This window comes from Thaumasiovibrio subtropicus (assembly GCF_019703835.1).
GTDB lineage: Bacteria > Pseudomonadota > Gammaproteobacteria > Enterobacterales > Vibrionaceae > Thaumasiovibrio > Thaumasiovibrio subtropicus.
Genome location: NZ_AP023054.1, coordinates 1226886 through 1248192, shown reverse-complemented (window position 1 = coordinate 1248192; position 21307 = coordinate 1226886). Strand labels below are relative to the sequence as shown.

20 protein-coding genes are annotated in these 21307 nt (G+C 47.9%); 7 read left to right on the top strand and 13 right to left on the bottom strand.

What is annotated here, in order from left to right:
* Positions 1-387: 387 nt before the first annotated feature.
* The gene (locus TSUB_RS05845; RefSeq protein ID WP_087019780.1) at positions 388-3288 is read left to right on the top strand and encodes an Lcl C-terminal domain-containing protein; all 2901 of its coding nucleotides are present in this window, start codon (positions 388-390) and stop codon (positions 3286-3288) included.
* A 13-nt stretch (positions 3289-3301) separates the two neighbouring features.
* Positions 3302-4264 (top strand): Lcl domain-containing protein, encoded by a 963-nt coding sequence (locus TSUB_RS05840; RefSeq protein ID WP_087019777.1) that lies wholly within the window; start codon positions 3302-3304, stop codon positions 4262-4264.
* A gap of 72 nt (positions 4265-4336) precedes the next feature.
* Here TSUB_RS05840 and TSUB_RS05835 read toward each other — a convergent pair whose 3' ends face one another.
* The 3 genes from TSUB_RS05835 to TSUB_RS05825 all read right to left on the bottom strand — a co-directional run bounded on the left by TSUB_RS05835 (position 4337) and on the right by TSUB_RS05825 (position 7496).
* Entirely contained in the window at positions 4337-5269 is a 933-nt protein-coding gene (locus tag TSUB_RS05835; protein WP_087019774.1) for a class I SAM-dependent methyltransferase, read from the bottom strand.
* Between the two features lies 1 nt (position 5270).
* On the bottom strand, positions 5271-5987 hold the full coding sequence (locus tag TSUB_RS05830) for a TIGR01621 family pseudouridine synthase (protein WP_087019770.1): 717 nt from the start codon (positions 5985-5987) through the stop codon (positions 5271-5273).
* A 159-nt stretch (positions 5988-6146) separates the two neighbouring features.
* Positions 6147-7496: a sodium-dependent transporter gene (locus TSUB_RS05825; protein ID WP_087019767.1), complete on the bottom strand. Its 1350-nt coding sequence runs from the start codon at positions 7494-7496 to the stop codon at positions 6147-6149.
* 441 nt (positions 7497-7937) lie between these two features.
* Here TSUB_RS05825 and cls point away from each other — a divergent pair, with 441 nt between their 5' ends.
* The 3 genes from cls to TSUB_RS25185 all read left to right on the top strand — a co-directional run bounded on the left by cls (position 7938) and on the right by TSUB_RS25185 (position 11141).
* On the top strand, positions 7938-9392 hold the full coding sequence (gene cls / locus TSUB_RS05820; RefSeq protein WP_087019764.1) for a cardiolipin synthase: 1455 nt from the start codon (positions 7938-7940) through the stop codon (positions 9390-9392).
* A gap of 182 nt (positions 9393-9574) precedes the next feature.
* Positions 9575-10042 (top strand): putative pterin-binding protein, encoded by a 468-nt coding sequence (locus TSUB_RS05815; protein WP_087019761.1) that lies wholly within the window; start codon positions 9575-9577, stop codon positions 10040-10042.
* A complete protein-coding gene (locus TSUB_RS25185) occupies positions 10032-11141 on the top strand; it encodes a GGDEF domain-containing protein (RefSeq protein WP_087019758.1) in 1110 nt (369 codons plus the stop codon). Before TSUB_RS05815 ends, TSUB_RS25185 begins: the two co-directional genes overlap by 11 nt.
* 18 nt (positions 11142-11159) lie before the next feature.
* Here TSUB_RS25185 and TSUB_RS05805 read toward each other — a convergent pair whose 3' ends face one another.
* Both TSUB_RS05805 and TSUB_RS05800 read right to left on the bottom strand, forming a co-directional pair.
* The gene (locus TSUB_RS05805; RefSeq protein WP_087019755.1) at positions 11160-11537 is read right to left on the bottom strand and encodes a VOC family protein; all 378 of its coding nucleotides are present in this window, start codon (positions 11535-11537) and stop codon (positions 11160-11162) included.
* Positions 11538-11988: 451 nt separating this feature from the next.
* Positions 11989-12426, bottom strand: a complete 438-nt coding sequence (locus TSUB_RS05800) for an Lrp/AsnC family transcriptional regulator (RefSeq protein WP_087019752.1) — start codon at positions 12424-12426, stop codon at positions 11989-11991.
* Between the two features lie 139 nt (positions 12427-12565).
* Between TSUB_RS05800 and yjeH the strand changes: the two genes are divergently transcribed.
* Entirely contained in the window at positions 12566-13819 is a 1254-nt protein-coding gene (gene yjeH, locus TSUB_RS05795; RefSeq protein WP_087019749.1) for an L-methionine/branched-chain amino acid transporter, read from the top strand.
* Between the two features lie 131 nt (positions 13820-13950).
* Here yjeH and TSUB_RS05790 read toward each other — a convergent pair whose 3' ends face one another.
* From TSUB_RS05790 to TSUB_RS05780, 3 genes are all read right to left on the bottom strand, one after another.
* Positions 13951-14724 (bottom strand): phosphotransferase, encoded by a 774-nt coding sequence (locus TSUB_RS05790; RefSeq protein ID WP_087019746.1) that lies wholly within the window; start codon positions 14722-14724, stop codon positions 13951-13953.
* A 147-nt stretch (positions 14725-14871) separates the two neighbouring features.
* Positions 14872-15750 carry a LysR family transcriptional regulator gene (locus TSUB_RS05785; RefSeq protein ID WP_246616441.1) on the bottom strand — a complete coding sequence of 293 codons (879 nt, stop codon included), beginning with the start codon at positions 15748-15750 and terminating at the stop codon, positions 14872-14874.
* A 362-nt stretch (positions 15751-16112) separates the two neighbouring features.
* On the bottom strand, positions 16113-16442 hold the full coding sequence (locus tag TSUB_RS05780; protein ID WP_087019740.1) for a hypothetical protein: 330 nt from the start codon (positions 16440-16442) through the stop codon (positions 16113-16115).
* A gap of 303 nt (positions 16443-16745) precedes the next feature.
* Here TSUB_RS05780 and TSUB_RS05775 point away from each other — a divergent pair, with 303 nt between their 5' ends.
* Positions 16746-17429: a hypothetical protein gene (locus tag TSUB_RS05775; RefSeq protein WP_087019737.1), complete on the top strand. Its 684-nt coding sequence runs from the start codon at positions 16746-16748 to the stop codon at positions 17427-17429.
* 22 nt (positions 17430-17451) lie between these two features.
* On the opposite strand, the gene TSUB_RS05770 is transcribed toward TSUB_RS05775, so the two are convergent.
* The 5 genes from TSUB_RS05770 to TSUB_RS05750 form a co-directional block, all read right to left on the bottom strand.
* The gene (locus TSUB_RS05770) at positions 17452-18423 is read right to left on the bottom strand and encodes a helix-turn-helix transcriptional regulator (protein ID WP_087019733.1); all 972 of its coding nucleotides are present in this window, start codon (positions 18421-18423) and stop codon (positions 17452-17454) included.
* Positions 18424-18428: 5 nt separating this feature from the next.
* Positions 18429-19019: a hypothetical protein gene (locus TSUB_RS05765; protein WP_246616408.1), complete on the bottom strand. Its 591-nt coding sequence runs from the start codon at positions 19017-19019 to the stop codon at positions 18429-18431.
* Between the two features lie 28 nt (positions 19020-19047).
* On the bottom strand, positions 19048-19773 hold the full coding sequence (locus TSUB_RS05760; protein WP_087019729.1) for an SDR family NAD(P)-dependent oxidoreductase: 726 nt from the start codon (positions 19771-19773) through the stop codon (positions 19048-19050).
* The gene (locus tag TSUB_RS05755) at positions 19774-20487 is read right to left on the bottom strand and encodes a hypothetical protein (RefSeq protein ID WP_087019727.1); all 714 of its coding nucleotides are present in this window, start codon (positions 20485-20487) and stop codon (positions 19774-19776) included. It lies immediately after the preceding gene.
* Positions 20488-20657: 170 nt separating this feature from the next.
* Entirely contained in the window at positions 20658-21179 is a 522-nt protein-coding gene (locus TSUB_RS05750) for a lipocalin family protein (RefSeq protein ID WP_087019724.1), read from the bottom strand.
* Between the last annotated feature and the right edge of the window lie 128 nt (positions 21180-21307).

Here is a 21307-nt window from a genome sequence, read left to right as displayed (position 1 = left end):
TGACACTTTTGTTACAGAAATATTTCACCTTTCTCAGCAAACAATTCCCTTCCATCACTCCACATACACTGCGTTTGCGTGCCTAAGCCCAACGAAGATTAATGAGCCACTTCTGACCCAATTGAATTTTTATGCATTGCCCTCTTTCTACATTTCATGGCAAACAACGATCAACGTCACATAAATGCTAATCATTATCACTTGCATTGGAGGGGCTTTTACATAAGATACTCTCGCACTAGCACATAGATCAAAATATCGACAAAGACCCAATAGGCAAAAGCAAATATCGCCCAACACCTACATGTCGGCATTTAAACAAATTAGATACGCTAGACGCAAACTATTATAAACAGCAAACTATCTTATTATTAATAAGGATTGACGATGACTGCTTTGAAGAAGTCTCTTCTTGGATTATCCGTGACTCTGGCACTCAGTGCCTGCGGTGGCGGCGGTGGTGGCGACACATCAACAGCCCCAAGCACCCCTACAGTGAGTCACTCACTGACGGGCAAAATTTCTGGTCAGTACGACGCAGTCGAAGTACGACTCATGGCTGGGGAAAAACAGCTAGATAGCATAACCATTCAAAACGTTACAAAAACGAATGGGACGAGCTATAGCTTCAACCTTACCAACAAGATGGTTAATGACACCACGCCTCTGCATCTCGACGTACTTGAAGTCGTTTTGAAAGAGAGTAACCCAGCGACAACCAAAGCCGCTTCTGAAGTTGAAAGTGAAACCGCGCTGTACACCATCAACTTAGGCACACGTGCTGCGCTGATTGCTGCTGATAGCAACGAAAATGGCATTATCACTGCAGAAGAAGAGTCGCGACTTTATCTCACCGCGACAACATCCCTGCTGACGGCTTTCCAAACGGGTGGCCACGAAGATTTTAATACTATTGTGCAGCGTATCGGTCGTGAAAAGTTCAACGCACTTAATGCGCTCGTTCATGCGCTAAATGACTCAGTCAAAGTCGACAACACCCCTGTGTTGCTCAAATCATTGGTGCCTAACGCCGATAAGATCCTTTCTGATGAGTATCTCCTTTCGTTAGTCGATCTCATCACGCCGACTGACGCAGAGCCATCAGTCATCAACCGTCTTCTCGCCGCGATTGAAGGCGACTTACCTGCCGCGCCACAACCGGTTGAAGCCCCAAAAGAAGACACCACGACAGAGGCAGTAGCAACGGCAAAATCTCAAGCTGCGGATACGCCAGCCATGCTGAACGTGCCCGAGTTGGTGCGAACGCAAGTCGAGGCCAAAGCAAAATACTTTAAAGATGCCCCTTACAGCGACAGCGCTCGTTTAGTCTTGGATAACACTTATCCTCGCTATAGCCTTACCCTAAAAGGTGAAGTGCTTGATGGCCTTCGCGATCCGCAAGTTTCTTTGCAGATCGGTAATTATCACAACGATCCTTACGCGCCGGATTACTTCAACTACGCAAATAAACCGAAAACACCGTACTTACTGCCCATCGAACTCGACGGACTAGACTACGAAACGATCGATCTCGACGGCACGGCATTTCGCTTTGAATTTGCCCTGCGTGACAATCAAAACACCATGTACACGCCTGAGAACTGTAAACCGATTGCCGCGGGTACCAAGAGCTACAAAGCACGTAACTATCGCTATGACGAAGTACAAGATCTGCTAACACTGGTTGTCTATGACCGCGATACAGGCACGGAAATGCGCTCTGTATTGGGTTCAATGTGTGAACTACTTCCTCTGGCCAATAAAGGCGTGCTAACCCCTAAAGAGCTACCCGCTCTAAACGTCACCCTTGAGCAAGCCGCTCACGCAATTTTGCTCGAACGAAGCGCACATGAAACGTCTACGGCAAACTATTTCTTCCCTACCAGCCTCAAGAGCATTCAGGAAACCTTTGCCAAACATTCGCAAGATAACCTCGAGTTTATGATGACCATCATCGCGATGCAGATCACCGGGGCGGAAACGAAAGCGGGGATCGTCCCCGACAGCGCGGATGACTTCCACAACACCGCTGCCTTGATTATGGGGGTGGATAAGTCTGGTGGCTATCGTAACTGGATCAAAGGCGACGCCAAGAAAGGCTATGCCGACATGCTGTTGGTCTTCAATCAGCTCACACAAATCAACGACGTCTATGTCGGTATGCGTGAACTGGATATGGACTTACCTGAGCTTATCACTGACAGCGCAAAACGCATCGCGGGTATCTCACAGTTTACCTCTGATAAACAGTTGGGTGATGAGTTAGTCGCAAAAATCAACCGCGACGAATCTTGGCTTCCTGAAGTGCCTAAAGAAGGTATCGACATCATCTGTAGCGCCGTGGTCGCAGACGACCAAATTCGCGGTATTGCATTACGCGGTCAAGGCGAAGGCTGGTTAACCATTGGATGGGACAAGTACGACAGCAGCAGCGAGTACACCCTGCATTGGGATACCCAACATTTTGATCGTCCATCACAGGCAGCAAACAGCGTGACGGTGGAAAAACCTATCGCGACAATTGAAAACCTCACCGAATATCAAACGTACTACTTTGCGATTAGTCACAACGGCACTCCTAGCGTGACTTTCCCGGTACGTAAAGGAGACATGGGCTTAAATACGCAACACCTCGACACCAATAATGTCGATTGCGATCAAACGACCGGCCTTGCGGTGAACTCTCATATCAACGGCCAAGGTGCGATGAGCTTCTTGAAGGTAGGCACCAATGGTGACCGCCTCTATCGTCAAGACTTGAACTATCAATCGCTGCCGTTTGCGTGTGTTAATGAACTGAAACATGGCCGCACTTGGGCCATCATGAACGCGGAAGAAGAAGATGGCGATCGCATCCGTCACTGGATGAGTATTGATAACCGCTACGTCAATGGCAGTGGGCTTGAAATTGAAGACAATAAGTTCAATGGCTTCTGTGTGACCAAAGACGGCGATGTGATTCGTGAAAACCTCGCCGAGTCTTGCAACACTGAGATGCTAGTGAAAATGGCCAATGAGGCAGCACACTGCGGCGTGACCGATTGGCGTGTGCCGACGTTTGCCGAGTTGGATAACTTACGCCTCAATAAAGATGGCTTGTTTGATGACAACTTCTTCCCTGGTGCCGATGATGGCCGTACCTACTGGTTAAGCGGCAATAACCCGAACCACGAAGGGCACGGGACAACGGTTCACTATAAGTTTCGACCAAAAGCCACCATCACCAACAACGCCTCACCGCAACAAGTTATGCTTGTCAGTGATGGCCTAAAAATCACCAACCAATAAGAGGAGTGCGACCATGAAATATTCACTACTTACCCTCGCACTGCTATCCACTGGTGCGTCAGCTTGTTTAGAAAACAACGGCCGTTTCGAAAAAACCTCAGTCAACACTGACCAAGGCGAAGTGATTGTTGTTAATGATAAAAAGACTAACCTTCAATGGCTACATTGTCCGCTGGGTCAAACGACTGAACAGTGTATTGGTGATGCCCAAGAGCATACTTTTAAGACTTACTTCCACAAAGATACCGCCACCGCTGCCATTGCTGAGTTCAATGGTAACTTCGCTGAAGAGCAGCACTGGCGCCTCCCTCATACAATGGAACTAGGCACCATTACTGATTACAACTGCGAATTTGGTACTAACTTAGCGCTGTTTTCAATGTCTGTTTCCTCGACAGAATATCGTCAGATGGAAGGTAACCTTAAAGCAGTAAGGGACAGCTATGCGCCCCTTTTACAAGCGATTGACGATGCCAAAGCAGCTTGGCAACACGATCTTGAACACAATCCAGAAGTGATTGCGATCATGGCTGAGATTGAGCGTCTAGAAGCGCTGCGCGAGAAAAAGCCAACAAGGGAGCTCGCGCTTAAGATCCGCGCTCAATGGAGTAAGCTCTACGACAAAGAAGAACTTGTCGTCGATGGCAAAGTGGTTATGGAAGACGGTAAGCCCGTCATGGTGCTCAAATACCCTAACTACTCTGCACAAGGGAAAGCACAATGGGCATTTGATAAGGTCTATCGCAAAGGCGATGAGAGTCAGCGCCTACTCAGCTACGAACAAGAATACCAAGCCGTCAAAGTTCCGATGGCACAGTGGTTTGCCACCACAGGAGGCCTTGGAATCAAGCTACAGAACAGCATGAACTACAGTGTGCACAGTGGTAAAGAAGGCTGGGGATTAGAGCAGATCCATTACTTCAACGGAATTAGCATGTATCTGCGTTTAGTCAGAGAAATTCCTACCGCAGAATAGAAACTTGCTACAAAACACAAGGGCTTCCAACTGGAAGCCCTTTCTTATTCATAACGGGTTCTTACCATCGGCCTATTGAAACACAAGCGCTTTCAAACCACCTTGTTCATCAATGTCTTTAAAGGCATCTGGGTTATCCAACCGATGCTGAAACACCATTGATGGCACTTCGCGTGCCATCTCTTCAATTAGGAAATCGGCACTCAAATGAGGATCATTCACACAAGCGAGCACTTCCCCACCAGTGACCAGCAGATCAGGCAGTCGCCGTAAAATCTTTTGATAATCCTTGGTCAACGCAAAGCTGCCTTTTTGAAACGTCGGTGGATCAATCACAATCAAATCATAGGGCCCGCTCTTTTTGATCTTGCCGAACGATTTGAGAATGTCATGACCTAGAAACTTTACCTTACTCAGATCATGGTTATTGTGGCGATGATTATCACGACCGCGTGACAGGGATGCTTTAGCCATATCGATATTGACCACCAAATCCGCTCCCCCTTCAATGGCGGCCACTGAGAAGCCGCAGGTATAAGCAAACAGATTTAAGACCCGTTTACCGGCACTTCGCGCTTTGACCCAATCACGACCATTACGCATATCAAGGAACAATCCATTATTTTGATTTCGGCCGAGATCAAGCTGATAGGTCAATCCCGACTCCTTGATCAAATGCGAAGACGCAAGCTCACCCCAGATCACGTCTGTGGGCGATCCCGGCTGATCACGATATTGCAATAGCAGCCCACTCGCGTTTTGCGCTTGCCATTGTGGTGTCTCAACCAACTGGTTCAGCATGGTGATCAATGCCTCCGTAAACACCTCAGTCGGCATTTTAAACAGCGACACTAAGCACTGACCACTTAACCAATCCACAGTGATCTGCTCTAACCCACTCCAACAACGACCGCGGCCATGAAAGAGCCGTTCAGCCTCAGTGAGCGGCCGCGAAAGCTGTTCGACCAAATGCTGCTTGAGTACAGGTATTGCTTCAGGCGTCATGTTATCGCGTTCCTTTTGAAGGTCGTGTTGGCTTAATCACTGGCCAAGGTAAGTTTTCTGGGTATTGCCAAGCCGCAACGGCTGCCTGCACCGACGCTGACTGCCATTCGTTGCCAATCGAAGGTGGTGCGACAAAAGCGAGCTGGCGTCCTTGATATTCAAACTGCAATCCATAGGCATGCAGATAACCGCGGTCACACTCTCTGTTTATCGACTGCTGACCATAAATGGGATCACCCAAGATAGCAGCGCCGACACTTTTTAGTGCGACACGGATTTGATGCGTCTTGCCCGTGTGGGGTTTACAAATGAAGATACGTTGGCCTGCGTCTCCCGCAACTGAAAAAAACTGCGTTATCGCAGGATTTTTCTTAGTGGGTAACAACTTCCAACTGCTTCGACGAGAGCGTTCCATATCACCTGAGATCAAACCTTGCTTCTTAGTGGGCTTTTTTTCCCCGATGGCTAGGTAGTACTTCTGCACTAAGCGGTCAGCAAACAGCTTAGAAAGAGAGGCTGCCGCCTCCCCATGGCGGGCTAGCATTAGCAACCCTGACGTCATTTTGTCTAAGCGATGGACGAGATAAAGGTGCTCATCACCAACGGCTTTTGCTACCTCTCCGACCAGCATGGTCTCCCCGTCATCTTTATGGACACTGACATTCGGGTGCTTATCAATAATGACAAAGTCATCATCAACATGAAGAAGGGTAAACATCGAGATCTCCGGTTACACGTTAACTCACTCACGGCGTGAGTTTTTAAGGCGGGCAAGTTTACCACAAAGTTGTCGCGGCAGAGAGGCACAAAAAAAGCAGCTTTATTAAGCTGCTTTTTCATCCTACATCACCAATTACTTTGGCTTTTTCGCTCTCCGTTATGAGAGGAAAACAAAGAGAAGCATGGCAGGGCAAACGACGCGAACGTACCAAGGCCAAATTTTCCAGAACAGACTCGTCTCCATCTCTGGCGCGCCTTGGCGTAACTCACTCAACAAACCATCACGTTTCCATACCCAACCGACGAGCAAGGCAAAAACAACACCTAAAATAGGTTGCGCATACTCAGTTGACGCCACAATCACGGCATCAAACAACCAGCCAAAGTTAAAAATGATGGCCACTGAAAGCACAGAAATCACGCCACCGATCAACCAAGAGGAAGTGCTGCGCGGCAGATTAAGCTCTTCACTTGCCGTTGATACTGGCACTTCAAGCAGTGAGATCGACGACGTCAGTGCCGCTATAACCATCAGCGCAAAGAAAATGATTGAGACCAATAACCCAGCACCGCCCATGGTTTCAAACATGGCTGGCAGGACTTCAAATACCAGATCTCCTGAGCTTTCTAAATTTCCCGCCTCATCAAAAATCTTCACACCATTGTTCTGAGCAACAAACATCGCTGGCATAATCAGCAAACCGGCAATAAAGGCAATCCCCGTATCAATCAGCGCAACTTGACCCGCGGTTTTAGGAAGATCGGCATCTTTACGCAGATATGAACCATAAACCATCATGGTACACGCGCCCAACGAAAGAGAGAAAAACGCTTGACCCATAGCACTGTGAATCATGCCGGAGTCGACTTGGCTAAAATCAGGTACCAAGAACATTTTTAGTCCCGCCATCGCGCCGCTCTGCGTCATGATGTAAGCGATCAAGACTAAGAACAACACCACCAGCACGGGCATTAGGCGTGTTGACCAACGCTCGATCCCTTCAGCCACACCACTTTTTACAATATAAATAGTGGCAGCCATGAATAACCCCATCAACAGCAAGTTACGGCCCGTAGAGAACGTCTCTAACCAAGTCGCTGCCTCTGTAAACCCGACAATTTCAAGCAGTGGGCTGATGAAAAAACCCAATAACCAACCAGCAAGGATGGCATAAAAGCTGAGGATACATGATGCGGTAATCAAGCCAACCACCGCGAGTGCGCGGCCTGAGCCGGCAAGGCCTTTCGGCATGATTGCCCCCGACGACTTTATCGGGTTTGCTTGACTGTAACGGCCAATGGCGAGCTCAGCCACCAACAACGGATACCCCAATAAGAAAACCATAAACAGGTAAATGAGTAGGAATGCGCCTCCACCGTTACTTGCTGCTTGGGTCGGGAACCCCCAAATGTTCCCGAGTCCAACCGCTGAACCTGCAGCGGCTAAAATAAAGCCAATCTTTGAGCTGAATTGTGCTCTTGATTCGCCTGCGACACTCGTTGCCATATTGTTTCTCTCTATTCTGTCTGTCATCGCGACCGTCACAAGGTTTGCGGTGTAATTTTTAGTTTACACTCTATAAGGTGTTAGTTGACGGCTTACGGGTAGCAAGTAAAACAGTTTGCGATTAAAATTGGAAGCGGCAAATTCTATATTCAAACCCATTTCGCCAATTTTTTTCTACGTTGCATAAAATTTGCACACTTATCACCTGTAAATCGATCTACAGTCACTATTCCAAACCAAATCCGACACATCACCGCAACAGTCAGTTACTCCACCGTAACAACAAAACCCGCCTTATTGTGCTGAAAGGCCTTCCTGACTTCCCTACGCCATCGGCGTATGGTTTTTCTACTTTTCTATCAATCCATTAGCACAAGTGATTTTTCTGGTTTGTGTTATCCAAACGCTGTACATTAATTTTGAATCTACCTTGGAGTCACAATGGCCAACTTCTACTCTGTACTCGCTTTAATCAGTGTGGTGCTCTACTACATTCTCGCGATTGGTATCTCGATCCGCGTAGTAGTCAAGCGTCGCGTCGTAGGTGTGTCGCTAGCGTGGCTGATGGTGATTTACTCGTTACCCTTTGTTGGCGTTGCTGCTTACCTGATGTTTGGCGAGTTAAACCTCGGTAGAAAACGCGCAGAGCGTGCCGATCGTATGTTTGAGCCCTATGGCGAATGGTTTAGGGCACTCGACGCATGTGAAGCACATCAACCGACCAAGATCAGCCGAGAAGCCTTGCCGATCCATCAGTTATGCGAGCAGCAACTGAATATTCCTAGCTTGAGTGGTAACACCTTGTCTCTACTGACCGCGCCGGATGAAATCATGCTGGCGATGATCGAAGACATAGAGAAAGCAAAGCACACGATCCACCTCGAGTTCTATATTTGGCATCCCGGTGGCCTCGCCAACGATGTCGGTAAAGCGCTACTTGATGCCGCAGCGCGTGGCGTAAAAATAAAGCTACTACTCGACTCAGCAGGAAGCCTGACTTTCTTTCGCTCCGCATGGCCGAAAACCTTTAAAGCGGCGGGTATCGAAGTGGTTGAAGCGCTCGCTGTGAGTCCGTGGCGAATGTTCTTGCGACGCATGGACTTGAGACAACACCGTAAAATCGTCGTCATAGATAACAAGGTGGGGTATACAGGTTCGATGAATCTTGTCGACCCGCGTTACTTCAAAGCGGACGCTGGTGTCGGTCACTGGGTTGACATCATGGTACGTATTACGGGTCCCAACGTGGCAGTATTAAATGCTATCCAAGCTTGGGACTGGGAAGTGGAAACAGGTAAACGCGCCTTACCACCTATTCCACAATGTGGATTAGAAAAAACCAACGAATATGATGCCATTATGACGATTCCATCCGGGCCCGGTATGCCTGATGCCATCATTCATAAGGTACTCAGCTTGGCCATTTACCAAGCACGTGACAGCATCACCATTACCACGCCTTACTTTGTGCCAAGCGAAGCACTGCATTATGCGTTACTCAATGCCGCTCAACGTGGCGTAGAGGTCAACATCATCCTTCCCAAGCATAATGATTCCATCATGGTGCGTTGGGCGAGCCGCTCATTTTTCCACGACTTACTGAGCGCCGGGGTGACCATTCACCAATTTGATGGTGGGTTGTTGCACACCAAATCGGTTGTTATCGACAAGAAGCACTGCCTGATCGGCACAGTTAACTTGGATATGCGCAGTCTTTGGCTCAATTTCGAGCTGACGTTGGCGATTGACGATCGAGAGTTCACTAAACAGATGATTTGGTTACAGCAAAAGTACATCGACGAATCAGAAACCGTCGATCAAGCGCGTTGGCAATTAAGAACCGTAAAAGACCGTTTCCTCGAACATTTCTTTTATTTGTTTAGCCCACTGCTCTAGCTAAAAATCAGTGACCAACGGCCGAAAAGGTGGCTCTAGCCACCATCAGGGTCTCGATTTCACCACTGCCACCAAGGGCGCAATACATTCACGTAAAATATCTCTGTGAAACAATTGATTGGACAAACGAGCCAAAAAACATACTATACTCTCAAAGCATTGTTAATATCTATGAGGCTAGTATGTATAAATACATCATCGGCGTTGTTGCTAGCTTGCTCCTAGCGTTACCTGCGCAGGCATCGACGCTTATTGTTCGTGGCGACAAAACCCACCTAGTCAAATACAGTGAGATCTCCGCGCTTCCTACTCTAAGCTACGAAACTCCTCTTCCTTGGGTAGATACGACAAGAGAGTACACTGGCGTGACCATTCCGACGCTGTTTGCCCATTTAGAGATGGAAATCCCCGAAACGCTGCATTTTCGAGCATTGAACGATTACACCATTTCGATCAATCGCAATGAGATCCTCGAGTACAAGCCCATTATCGCGTATCTCAATAACGGCGAGCGCATGAAAATTCGGGATAAAGGACCGTACTGGGTCATCTTTTCACTGGTAACGCATCCTGAGCTCGATACCCCAGAGTTTCACTCCAAAATGATTTGGCAACTAAAAGAGATCGGTACCCAAGACGATGGATGGTAAGTTCACTAGCCTCATCACCAGCCGCTACTTACCGCTGGTTAAGTGGTTAGTCGTGACAATTACGTTTGGCTTGTTGATTCTCAACGCGTTCATTCTTTCTCACATGAATGATCTCAACAAGAGCATGTCGTTTCGACAAAATGAAGCGGCGTGGTTTGTCTTTCAACTTAACAAAGAGTACTCCGGCTTACTCAACAACGTTGAACTCCTGATGTACGATCGCGAACGTATTGACGATGTGAGGCTGAGTTATGAACTCACTTGGAGTCGCTTTGATGTGCTGCTGAACAGCAATGAAGCGGCGCATTTTCGTGAGTTTGATAATCTATTAAGCTTCTTTTCGAATGCTTTTTTTCGATTTAAGTTACTTGAACCTCTGGTTGAAGAGGTCGCTGATGGCATCATGAGCCCGAAGCAATTTTACAGTCGGATCGACAAAGAATATGTCATCATTCTCAACGAAATAAATGAGAAGTTTCAACTACGAAATCCGTTGATCCAAAGACAGCAAGATGACATCAATGCCCTTTTCGCCATTCAACGGCTCTCGTCCATTGCGCTCGGCATTTCGATGACAATGATCCTCTGGGTATTTTGGCAAGAGTCTATTTATCATCGCAAAACCGCAAATCATGACCCCCTGACCGGTTTACCGAATCGCCTTGCGATGACGAGTGACCTCGAATCCATGCGACTCACTTCCACCTGTTTTACCTTCATTTGGTTTGACCTCAATGACTTTAAGCAAATCAACGATAATCATGGCCACGCTGCGGGTGATGGGTTATTAATGGCCGTCGCGCGACGACTGCAAGACAAGCTGCCTAATGCGCGAGTCACCTATCGAATCGGTGGGGATGAATTTGCGGTTGTCCTCCGTTCAGTCGAAAAACCGCTACTTGACGATACACTGAGCCTCCTTGAAGAGGTCTTTACCCAGCCGTTTCACGTCGACGATAATGCCTTCGAGGTATCTGCCAGTATCGGCTTTAGCCAGTACCCGCTTGATGGCGATACCATTGACAATGTCATTCACGTTGCTGACCGAAAAATGTATCGCCAAAAGCACAAGCATAAAACGGGGATGCGTTCGGTATGACGCACTTTCGCTCGGTGCTTACTCCGCGACCAAACATACCGCTTCTAAGCGATTGCCATCAGGATCAATCACATAGGCAGCAAAATAGTGTTCACCGTATTCAGCGCGAATACCTGGCTTCCCATTACACCTCGCGCCGCGTGCAATGGCCGTGTGGTAAAACGCGGTCACTGTCTGTTGGCTACTGGCATTAAAAGCAAAATGGCTGCCTACCGCCGTCATCTGAGGTTTGTCGCTTACCGCATTGAGCCAAAACTCAAACTCACTCCCATATGCAGCAGCAACACCCTCAATTAAGTGCGATCGTTGCACATTGAGCGCAGCAAAAACGGCGTCATAAAACGCCACAGCGCGTTGCAAATCAGTCACGCCAACGGACACATGATTCAGTAACATAAGGCCTCTCGAAATACTCATTCTGGCTTATACTCAAGCCACCCCAAGATGCAGGATTCAGAAGCTGGCTAGCGCGTCGAAGTCAAGGTACCAAGGCAAAGGTGTAAAGGAATGGTTTCCTCTTTCGAACACATTTAGCGCAGAAATCGGGCAGCTAGTCGCTTCCCAAAGGGCGAGTTTTTGAGGATCACCATCGTTAATACTGTTTTTTGATTTCGTTGACTAGAACTTCAAAGCAGCGCCTCGATGGCAAACCTAGGCATTCTCGCTGAACAAGCACCTCGGGTGGCTTGAGTGTATCAATGTAGCAAGTTATCAGAATACGCTTCAAAATACTGTTTATTTATACAGCACTTGGCGTTTGTTCGATCGAGATCTTAGTATGTCGAGACTTAAGCCCCTCAAGAGCGAGCGTTTCTAGGCATACAGTATCTACGCTGGTGGCCTAAAATTAAAAACGGCGATTAAAGAAGGTGTTCAGCACAGTATGGGTAATCAAATGACGAAGATAAGGCAATTTTTGCAAGTCATCTCGGATCTGATTCAAACGCTGCATACTTTTGGCCTCTACAAACAACATCATATCTGTCTCTCCGCTGATGATGTCCATCCATTGCACTTCAGGGATCTTTTCGATAATCGCGCTATACTTCTCGCAACTGTAATCGGCATTCGAAGTATCAAAATGCAGCGCCATGTATGCGGTGACTTGACTTTCGGGTCGGGCAACAGTGGCGTGATAACCTAAAATCACGCCTTCTTCTTCTAAACGTTTTATCCTCGCCGTGACAGCAGTACGTGACAGGTTCACCTCCCGCGCAATTTCACTAACAGAGCGTCTACCCGATTTGGTTAAGATCGCGATGATATCCTGATCAAACTTATCCAACTTTCCACCTAGTTGCCACTCAGCAACAATTCGTCATCAATTGCTGTCATTTTAACTAACGATACTGTCACTTTGCCAGATGTGTTATTTGCCAAGTCGCGATAGTCTGAAAAAATGCGTCGAAACACGGAGTGTCGCCATGTCTCAATTAAAAAAAGAAATCACCTTATTGTCGGGAGTTGGGCAATTATCCACCACCTTGCTTGGTACAGGTCTGTTTATGATTCCCGCCCTTGCCGCTACTGTGGCCGGTGAAGATGTCCTTTGGGCGTGGCTGCTACTGCTCATCGCCATCTGCCCCATCGCACTTACTTTTGCCGCATTGGGCAAGCGTTATCCAAACGCAGGCGGTACTGCGCACTTTGTTAATATCGGTTTCAATGACAAACTTGCCAACGCCGTTGGCTGGTTGTTTCTATCATGCATCCCTGTTGGTGTCCCCGCCGCGATTGCGCTTGCCGCTAGCTTTCTGACACCATGGCTCCCCACCCAGATCCAATATCCTTTTGTTGCGGAATGCCTCACCGTTGCCTTATTAGTCGTGGTCAATCTGGCAGGCAGCAAAACCTCTTCTCGCCTACAAACGGTGATTGCAATCGGTTTATTAACCTTAATTGCACTCTTTTTTTGGCGAGGTGACGTTACCCATATCGATATACAGATGCCTGCGATTCAAACGGTAGATTGGGCGGCAATTGGCGCTGCTCTCGCGGTGATGTTCTGGTGTTTCGTCGGTATCGAAGCCTTTGCTCACATGGGGGAAGAGTTCAAAAATCCCCAGCGCGATTTTCCTATTGCGATCATTTTAGGTTGTATCGTGGCAGGGTTGACCTATTGGGCTTGTACTGTGGTTGTACTCAAGTTTTCTGCTTACGGGACACCAGAGATGGATACTGGTGCTTTACCTTGGATAACAGCAATGCTGTTTGGTCAAAGCAGTAAATTATTGGTCAGCTTACTTGGATTTCTCGCCTGTTTTGCCAGCGTCAACCTCTACATGCAGAGCCTATCTCGTATGCTATGGAGCCAAGCCAAGCAAACCAGGACAAACAGCCGCCTAACCCAGATCGATCCACGAGGCGTGCCCCGCAATGCCACCTATGCTGTCACCGCGGTCATCATGCTCTCATTGCTCATTGGCCATGGGATCGGCGTCGACATTCACATGTTTGTTAAGTTAGCGAACGGGGTCTTTGTACTGATTTACCTGCTGGCAATGCTTGCGGCAGTGAAACTACTCAGCGGTGCCACAAAGGCCCTCGCCTATCTAGCACTTGTGCTTTGCATGATTGTTTTTGCATGCCTCGGCTGGGCAAGTCTTTATGCGCTGGGGGTGTTTGGGTTGCTGTTGTTCAATCCCAAAGGTCGGCTAAATCAAAAGCTAGCATCATAGAAAAGGGGCACGCGCTCAAGCCACCTCAACAGGCGGGATTTAGAAACTGTCCAAACAAGGTAAAGGTATTCTAGGAAAAGCTGCGCAGAGATGTCTCTTTCAAAAATGTTCAACGGGCTTCGGCCCGTTTTTCACTTCACCAGTGTGCGCGTAATCGCTTCGCTATTACTTTTCAAATACTCAATATCTTTCTGATAAGCAAGATGATGGCCATCTTCGATATTAGCAATGAATGCCTGATTGCCCTTTTCCGCTTCAAGGTGCATAAAATCAACCAAGGTTTGCAGCCTCGCGATCATGGTTTCAACCAATGCTAAGCGAGCAGCATTATCTAACCCATACGCGTCACAAAAACGACGCGCTCGATCGCTTTGTGAGGTCAAGGTACCCATCGCATCAAAAGGGTGGGTTTTAAAGGGTGCCCATGTGTAAACCGCATAAGCGACATCCCATACACGAGGCCCCGGCGCTGCCAAATCAAAATCAAACATTCCAGTGACCGTTTGACGGGTCAGTGACACATTGTAGGGGGCATAATCGTTGTGGCAGATGACCTCTTGCGGCTCTCGGGGCGGGAGTGCCCATTGATTGGCCTCACGCGATTCATGTAAGAACAACGCCGTCATATCATGATATTTACGTAACAAGGTTGCGGCACTGGTGAGCGCTTCATGGCTTGCCACCGCCCCCGTCAACGGATAATCGTACACATCGCCAACGACATAAGAGAGTAATTCATTGCCTTGCGCATCATACCCAAATGCCATAGGTGCATGTTGAAAACCCTCAAGGTGAAGAAAGTTAAGCAAGCGGTGAATTGCGCCGGATCCATCGCCAGCAGGGCGGATGACTTTATCATCTAAACGCATCACGGTTGTCGCTCGTCCACCTTGTAACTCTTCCATGTACCCTCCATATAAACGTCTCCCCAGCGAGAACATCACTGCGTAGATTACTGGCTCATCAGTAATCTCACAGCAAATTTAGCGATTAGAGATGACTTTTCCGACATAAGCCGCATTTATACGTTCTTTTACAATTATCATTCACCTTTAACGCAGTAGATCTTTCACCAAAGGCTCCAACCACAAATAGCGTTGGATTGATTGACGGTGCGTTTTATAAACCAGATATAGCGGGTCAATACTGGGGACCTTGAGCGGCAACCTCGCAATATCACCCCGCGCTTGCATTGACTCTCCCACCTTCGCAGGTAACGCAGTGAAGCCAAGTCCCGCAGCGACAGGCAGTAATATTTGGTTGATTTGATTGACATAGCCGCGCTGAGGAATCCGTGTCATACCCCGATAGTGATCAGGAAAATTCGCCCCAAGGATTCGATCCAAATAATGGTCTGCATCTGGGTGCGCGATGTACCCCAACAAGGCTAATGCTTCAAAGTCTGCTGTACTAGCATGGCGAGACGGCACAAATAACGTCAGTGGTTGCTCACCAACTTCGATCGCAGTGAAAGCGCTATCATTCGGCTGTTGCGTCACGATGCCAAAAGCAATCTCATTACTTTGCAACATGGCAAAAATGCGCCGATTCGGTGCGGCTTCAACACGAATCTGCAATTCTGGATGCGCGGTTTGCTTCGCTATCAGTGTGGGGTAAATTTGCATTGCCACCGCACCTGAGCAAGCGATCTGGCAAACACCCGCATAGGGATCACTGTCATTCAAGCTATCAAGAAACTGTTGGTGAGACTGGCGCTGTGTCAGCGCGTAGCGATAGAGTTTTTCGCCTTCCAGCGTCAGTTCAAACTGCTTCCCATGACGATTTAACAAGGCATAGCCCAGTGCCGCCTCCAGCTTGTGTACATGCTGAGTCACCCCTGGCTGCGTCATAAAACACTTTTTTGCTGTCTCAGTAAAATGGCCTGTCTCAACAAGTGTGATATACGTATTTAACCAACTTGGATTTAGCATCATTACCCACTGCGATGATCCCACTCATCCCCGCAGTATATACACTATACTCAAGCCACCTCAAGATGCTGGATTCAGAAGCCGACTAGCGCGTCGAAGTCAAGGTAAAGATACCAAGGCAAATGTGTGAAGGAATGGCTTCCCCCTTTCGAACACATTTAACGCAGAAATCGGGGCGCTAGTCGCTTCCCGATGGGCGAGTTTTCTAGGCTCGCCACCTTTGTTACTGCTTTTTGATTTAGTCCACTAGATCTTCAAAGCAGTGCCTCGATGGCAAACCTAGAAACTCTCGCTGAACAAGCACCTTGAGGTGGCTTGAGTATAGCGCCAAGCCACCTCAAGATGCAGGATTCAGAAGCAGCCTATAACCCGAGTTCACCATAACGTGAGTCAATGGCTTCTTCTGCTCGGCGCAGCGCCAAGTGGCAGTAACAAAGGTAGGCGATGAAATCGTTTTTCTTGACCACCGAAAAAGGATTAACAATGTAATCGAGGCACTGCTCGAGTGCAGCTTTGACTTCTGAGTAACTCAACACTTGATTCGCTTCCAAGTCCCCTAAATGATCCGTCAGCACAGAATAACTGCGTTCCAACTGCACCAGTTTTACTTTCACGGCACCACTTGCTAACACGACTTGCTCACGGGCTAAATCAATGCTCGCGAACAACTCATCGATAAATGGTCTCTTCACACCATCGTCTCCACTGAAACTGCGTCCGCTGCACCAAACAATTCGTCCAGAATACTAATTTAGTATTTTCCGATTGTAAATAGTTCCACCTGGAAATAGATGAGTCATTTATGAGACACCTTAAAAACTCATACTTTTCATACTCACCATAGATTTTCACAACCATCACAGAATAATCACATAAAGATACAAAGAACGCATAATGGATTGGCAGAAATATTCAAGGCTTATCGCTTCGCACGGTTTACAGTGGCGTTGATACTTTTTTCAACCAACAATCGATAACCTACCGGAGCGACTAAAGTGCTTAAAACAACGTTACCCATCCTATCCATTTGCTTGGCTACCTTCTCTTTTGCAGCAAACGCGACGTCTCAATTCACGCTGAGTTCTACCTACACAGAGAACCACAAGCGCTATGAGGTCCGTGATTTGACTCAGTCCGTTTACGTCGCCGATATTCATTGGCAGGCCACGGAAATAGACGTCATTGTCACGCAAGGTCATCAAAGCCAACTCGGCAAACTGGTCATCAATGGTGAGCAAGTCAGCGCTTATTCACCACAGGAAGACATACTCTGGCAAGCCCATCGCGGCAACAAACCGCTCTGCCTACCCGAACTGATGCCAGAATTTGCCTTGGCTTATCTTGAAGAACTAAAAGAAGGAGAAGAAATTCGCTGTGATGGCCCCCTGCTTAAGGCAAAGAAGCTAGCACCGTTTACTATCTCATTACATGGCGTCACCGAGCGAGGGTATGAAATCAAGGTAGGACCCGGCTCCATTGGCATGTGGTTCTTCATGGATGCATTTACGTTTGAAATTGACGTGAACCAGAAGACCATGGCACATTTTTCAGGTCTTTTACCCGCGCCTGATCCTCGTGAAGATGAAATGGCTTACCTCTATTACGATGGTCGCTTACACCAAGAGTATGCTATCGCCACCATCCCGCAAGCGGTATTTGAGCATGGAGAAGGCCGCTAGTGCGGCCTGACTTTCTGCTTTTCTATCTAGACTCGCTCATTCTCAAGTATGCTGTGGGCGACATCCCGTTCCACTGCGTAAACATACGCGTAAAATGCGCTTGATCGCTGAACCCGCAGATAAAACCAATTTCAGCGAGGCAATGTTGTTCGTTTAATAGCAATTGCGCAGCATGATTCACCCTTATTTCCTGCACGACTTGCGCAAACTTGGCTTTCTCATGGCGTAAATAGCGTTGTAAAGACCGCGTCGACACATGCAGTGCTTTCGCAACATTTTCCAAGCTGCAATCGAGCATACCAAGATGTTCAATCGCTCTCTCTGTCCTGTCTTTCCAATTTAACGAAGTTTGATGTAGCTGGATATGCGGTTGGTCGCTATTCGTTCGCCAATGCAAAAACCACGTCTCTCTTTTTCTGAGCTGCGACGTCTCCACATGATTACGGGTATAGCAGTAAGTGACGGGCAACTTCGGATCAGCGTGTTGAGATAACACAATGTCCGTCAACCCTAACATGTTGAGCATGGCGCAAAGTACACCGAACACCGCCAAATCTTCTTCTAATGAGGGGGCATCATCTTCTCTAGACAGATGAGAAATCTGCGCACCGCTCTCAGTGAATTTATAATCGATATAGTGATTGCCATGAATATAACGCTCCATCCGCTGCCATTTTCGTAAAAAGGCTTTAGCATCGGATTGATGCAGCAATGCATGCGCAGTAGGTGTATTGGCATGAAAGATCGCACCACGCCCTAGCTTTAACAACAGCGCAAGCCCATAGCGACGCTCTACGGCATTTAAAAACTCTCGCTTCGTCGCCAATGGCACCGTCGCTTGGTTCGGACTCAGGTCCAAATCCGGAATGGCCTGTTGATGCAGCTGTAGGCCTGAACGAAGTACTTGCAGCATAGTGCGGCTCGCAAAAGGCGCTCGATGACCTGTTGCTTGATGAGCGGGCTTTTTCTTGTCTTGATTCAGGGTCGAAGTCATGGTGCTTACGCTATTCCGTTGTCACGTTTATCCAGATCTCGCTTATGCAAAATGGCAGACAGTCTCCTACCAATCCATGGCAACGACATGAGCCAATTAGGTGCCCTTGTGATTAAAGTCACAACAAGGCCAAACCAAACAAGCTTACCTGCAAACACGGCGAAAACCACAGAGAACAAGGCTAAACCTGATAATAAGCTCAGTATAATCATGCTTCGAGGCGGCGTCGGTAACAGTGACATCACAAATAACGCTATCACCCCATACTGAGCAATATAAGACTGTAATGTTTGCCAATGTCCGTACAGCTCATCCCCTTCTACAGGCATCACCGCTTGCGCATAAGTCTCTATACTCAACACGAGTAACGCCAGCACTGAGGCCCCCAAGGCCGCAGCAAACGCAAATGTAAAGGCTATCAGCGCCGCTCTTTGCGGTTGTAGCCAACTCAATAACATCACTGATGTTTGTGTCGGTAACGCAGGCACAAAGAAGTCACCGATTGACAGTGCCCCCATCATAGGCACTGCTTTCGTCTTTTGACCATGGGTTTTTATCCATCGCATCACACGTTGTCCTAAACGTTCTTTTTTCACCGTCGCTCTCCTTAACCTTAAATGTGAACTATGCGCGCAACATTATGCTTTCCGCCAAATTCGGGAAAAGACGTCTTAAGCCCATAAGTACTCTTGTCGCGCCTATCGGGATCTCTGCTTTGCGTTTTTCAGCACCGATCTGTATCCCTCTAGCCGCCTGATTTGCCGAAATTTTTCCTTTCCCACGCCCACGCGTCATATCCGTATCGACTAAAGGTAAAATCGCTTCACACACCGCAACCTTATAGCCGCCGAACTTGGCTTGAGCACGCAGTGACTTACTAAAGGCGCGCAATCCCGCTTTGTTAGCACAATAGACAGGCGAGCTTTGCTTAGGCGCAATTGCCAACCCTGAGCTAACAAACACCCAAGTGCCTTCAACCTGTTGAACATTTTGGAACAGTCGCTCTGTCATCAACATAGGTGCGGTCAGATTCACCATGGTCTCTTGTTCTGCACTGATCTGCTCGTCTTGAGGGGAAAAGTAATTGCGTAGTTGCTGAATGCCAGCATTATGAATCACCACGTCCAATCGCCTGTTCCCCATCGACTCGCAAAAAGTCACAATACTATTGCGGTCAGCAAGGTCACACACATGCCATTCACAACCAGACTCCTTCTCTTTCGCGCGATCCACCGTCGCCCGTCGACTACCGGTGGCAATGACGTGATAACCTTGAACACGATAAAGACGTATCAGCTCAGCGCCAATGCCTCGGGTTCCCCCAGTAATGAGTACCGTTTTCTTATTCATTCACTTCACCACTTCCGTCAAATCAATCGCAGGTTCAAAGGCCATCTCACCGAGATATTCGATGTACTTGCCATTGGGTTTCAGATCTCTCGGCTCCATCAGGCCAACCATCTTGCGCAGTAAGGGTCTATCACGGTTGAAATGCAGATAAGATGACCCAAAAACAAAACGCCAAAACCATTTCTTGGGTGTCACTTTTACAATGAATTCGGGACCACTTTCCCTGCCTGACACTTCAATCTGGGTATGGGCTTGTACCTTCAACACCGCATAGTCAAAGGTCAGTTTTTCGCCTCTCTTTAAAGCATCCCAATGCTTGACGACTTCTAGTGGCAAGCTTGTCAATGACGCAGGGCTCGATGGAAACTGGGTCTGTTTCACCCGCTTGACCATGTCTGTCTTAGGCGCAACTAACTGAAACTCACCTTTACCGTTATCATGAGAAAGCGCGCCACGTTCTTCTAAACTTGGGTTGTGCATCCCCATATGCGTAATACCGTGCGTGCCACTCCATACCAAGGTTTCGCTCGCGATGACTGTATCCCCCACCCCATACCAATCACGCTGGGCTTCCACCTTCCCTTCGGCACTGCGTTGGATCGTGAGCGCCATAGAAAACATGGGACGTCTGTTTTTGAATCGCTTGTCATAGACGAATGCGGTTGTTGCCAGCACCGCATCCGGTTCGGAAGAAAGAAAGGAAAGGTCGCTCATCGTCTGCTCCTAAATAATGGGTTACAGATTCAGATTACTGGCGATAAGCGGTAGATAATTGAATATTTGCGCCAAGATGAAGTGAGGCAAAGCGATCGGATTGGAGAAGGGACAAATAAAACGCCAACCTCTCACTGGCTGGCGTTCAAGCGATGAAGCTAAAGCAAGGATCAATGATTGACATAGATCAGTTGGCTCACATCAAAGCCAATCGCTTCGGCTTTGCGTTGAAAATCGACCACCACTTCTGGTGCAATATCCGGTGTGCGCGACAGCAACCAGAGGTAATCGAGATCAGGGCCGGAGACAAAGGCATACTGATAATTTTCTTCAAGGTCCCAAACGATATATGAGCCATAGAAAGGCCCGAAAAACGAGACTTTAAGGAAGGCTTCATCGGCACTATTCACAAAATACGCCTTACCCACTGCCTCATCCAGCTGGCCAGTTTCAATATCAATGCCCCGATTTACCACTTTCACACCGCCATCACCACGCATAGAATACTCTGCGGTGACACCGTCTAATCCACGCTCGAAAGAGTGATCGAGTCTTGCTATCTCATACCACTTGCCAAGATAACGATCGAGTTCGAAATCCTGCACAGGCTCGACATTTTCGGGTTTACCCAAGCAGCCTGTCATGACCAATGCAGAGAAAAACAGTGTTAGCCCTTTCCATAGGTGTTTCATTACTTGCTCCTGAAGAGTTGATAGTTAGACCTGTTTACGGCATGTCTAGAAAATTGGATCACCTTCACTCTATTTTCAGCGAATCAGGCTGTTTTGCTAGCACAGTTTCTAGGTCTAACATTGAGCCT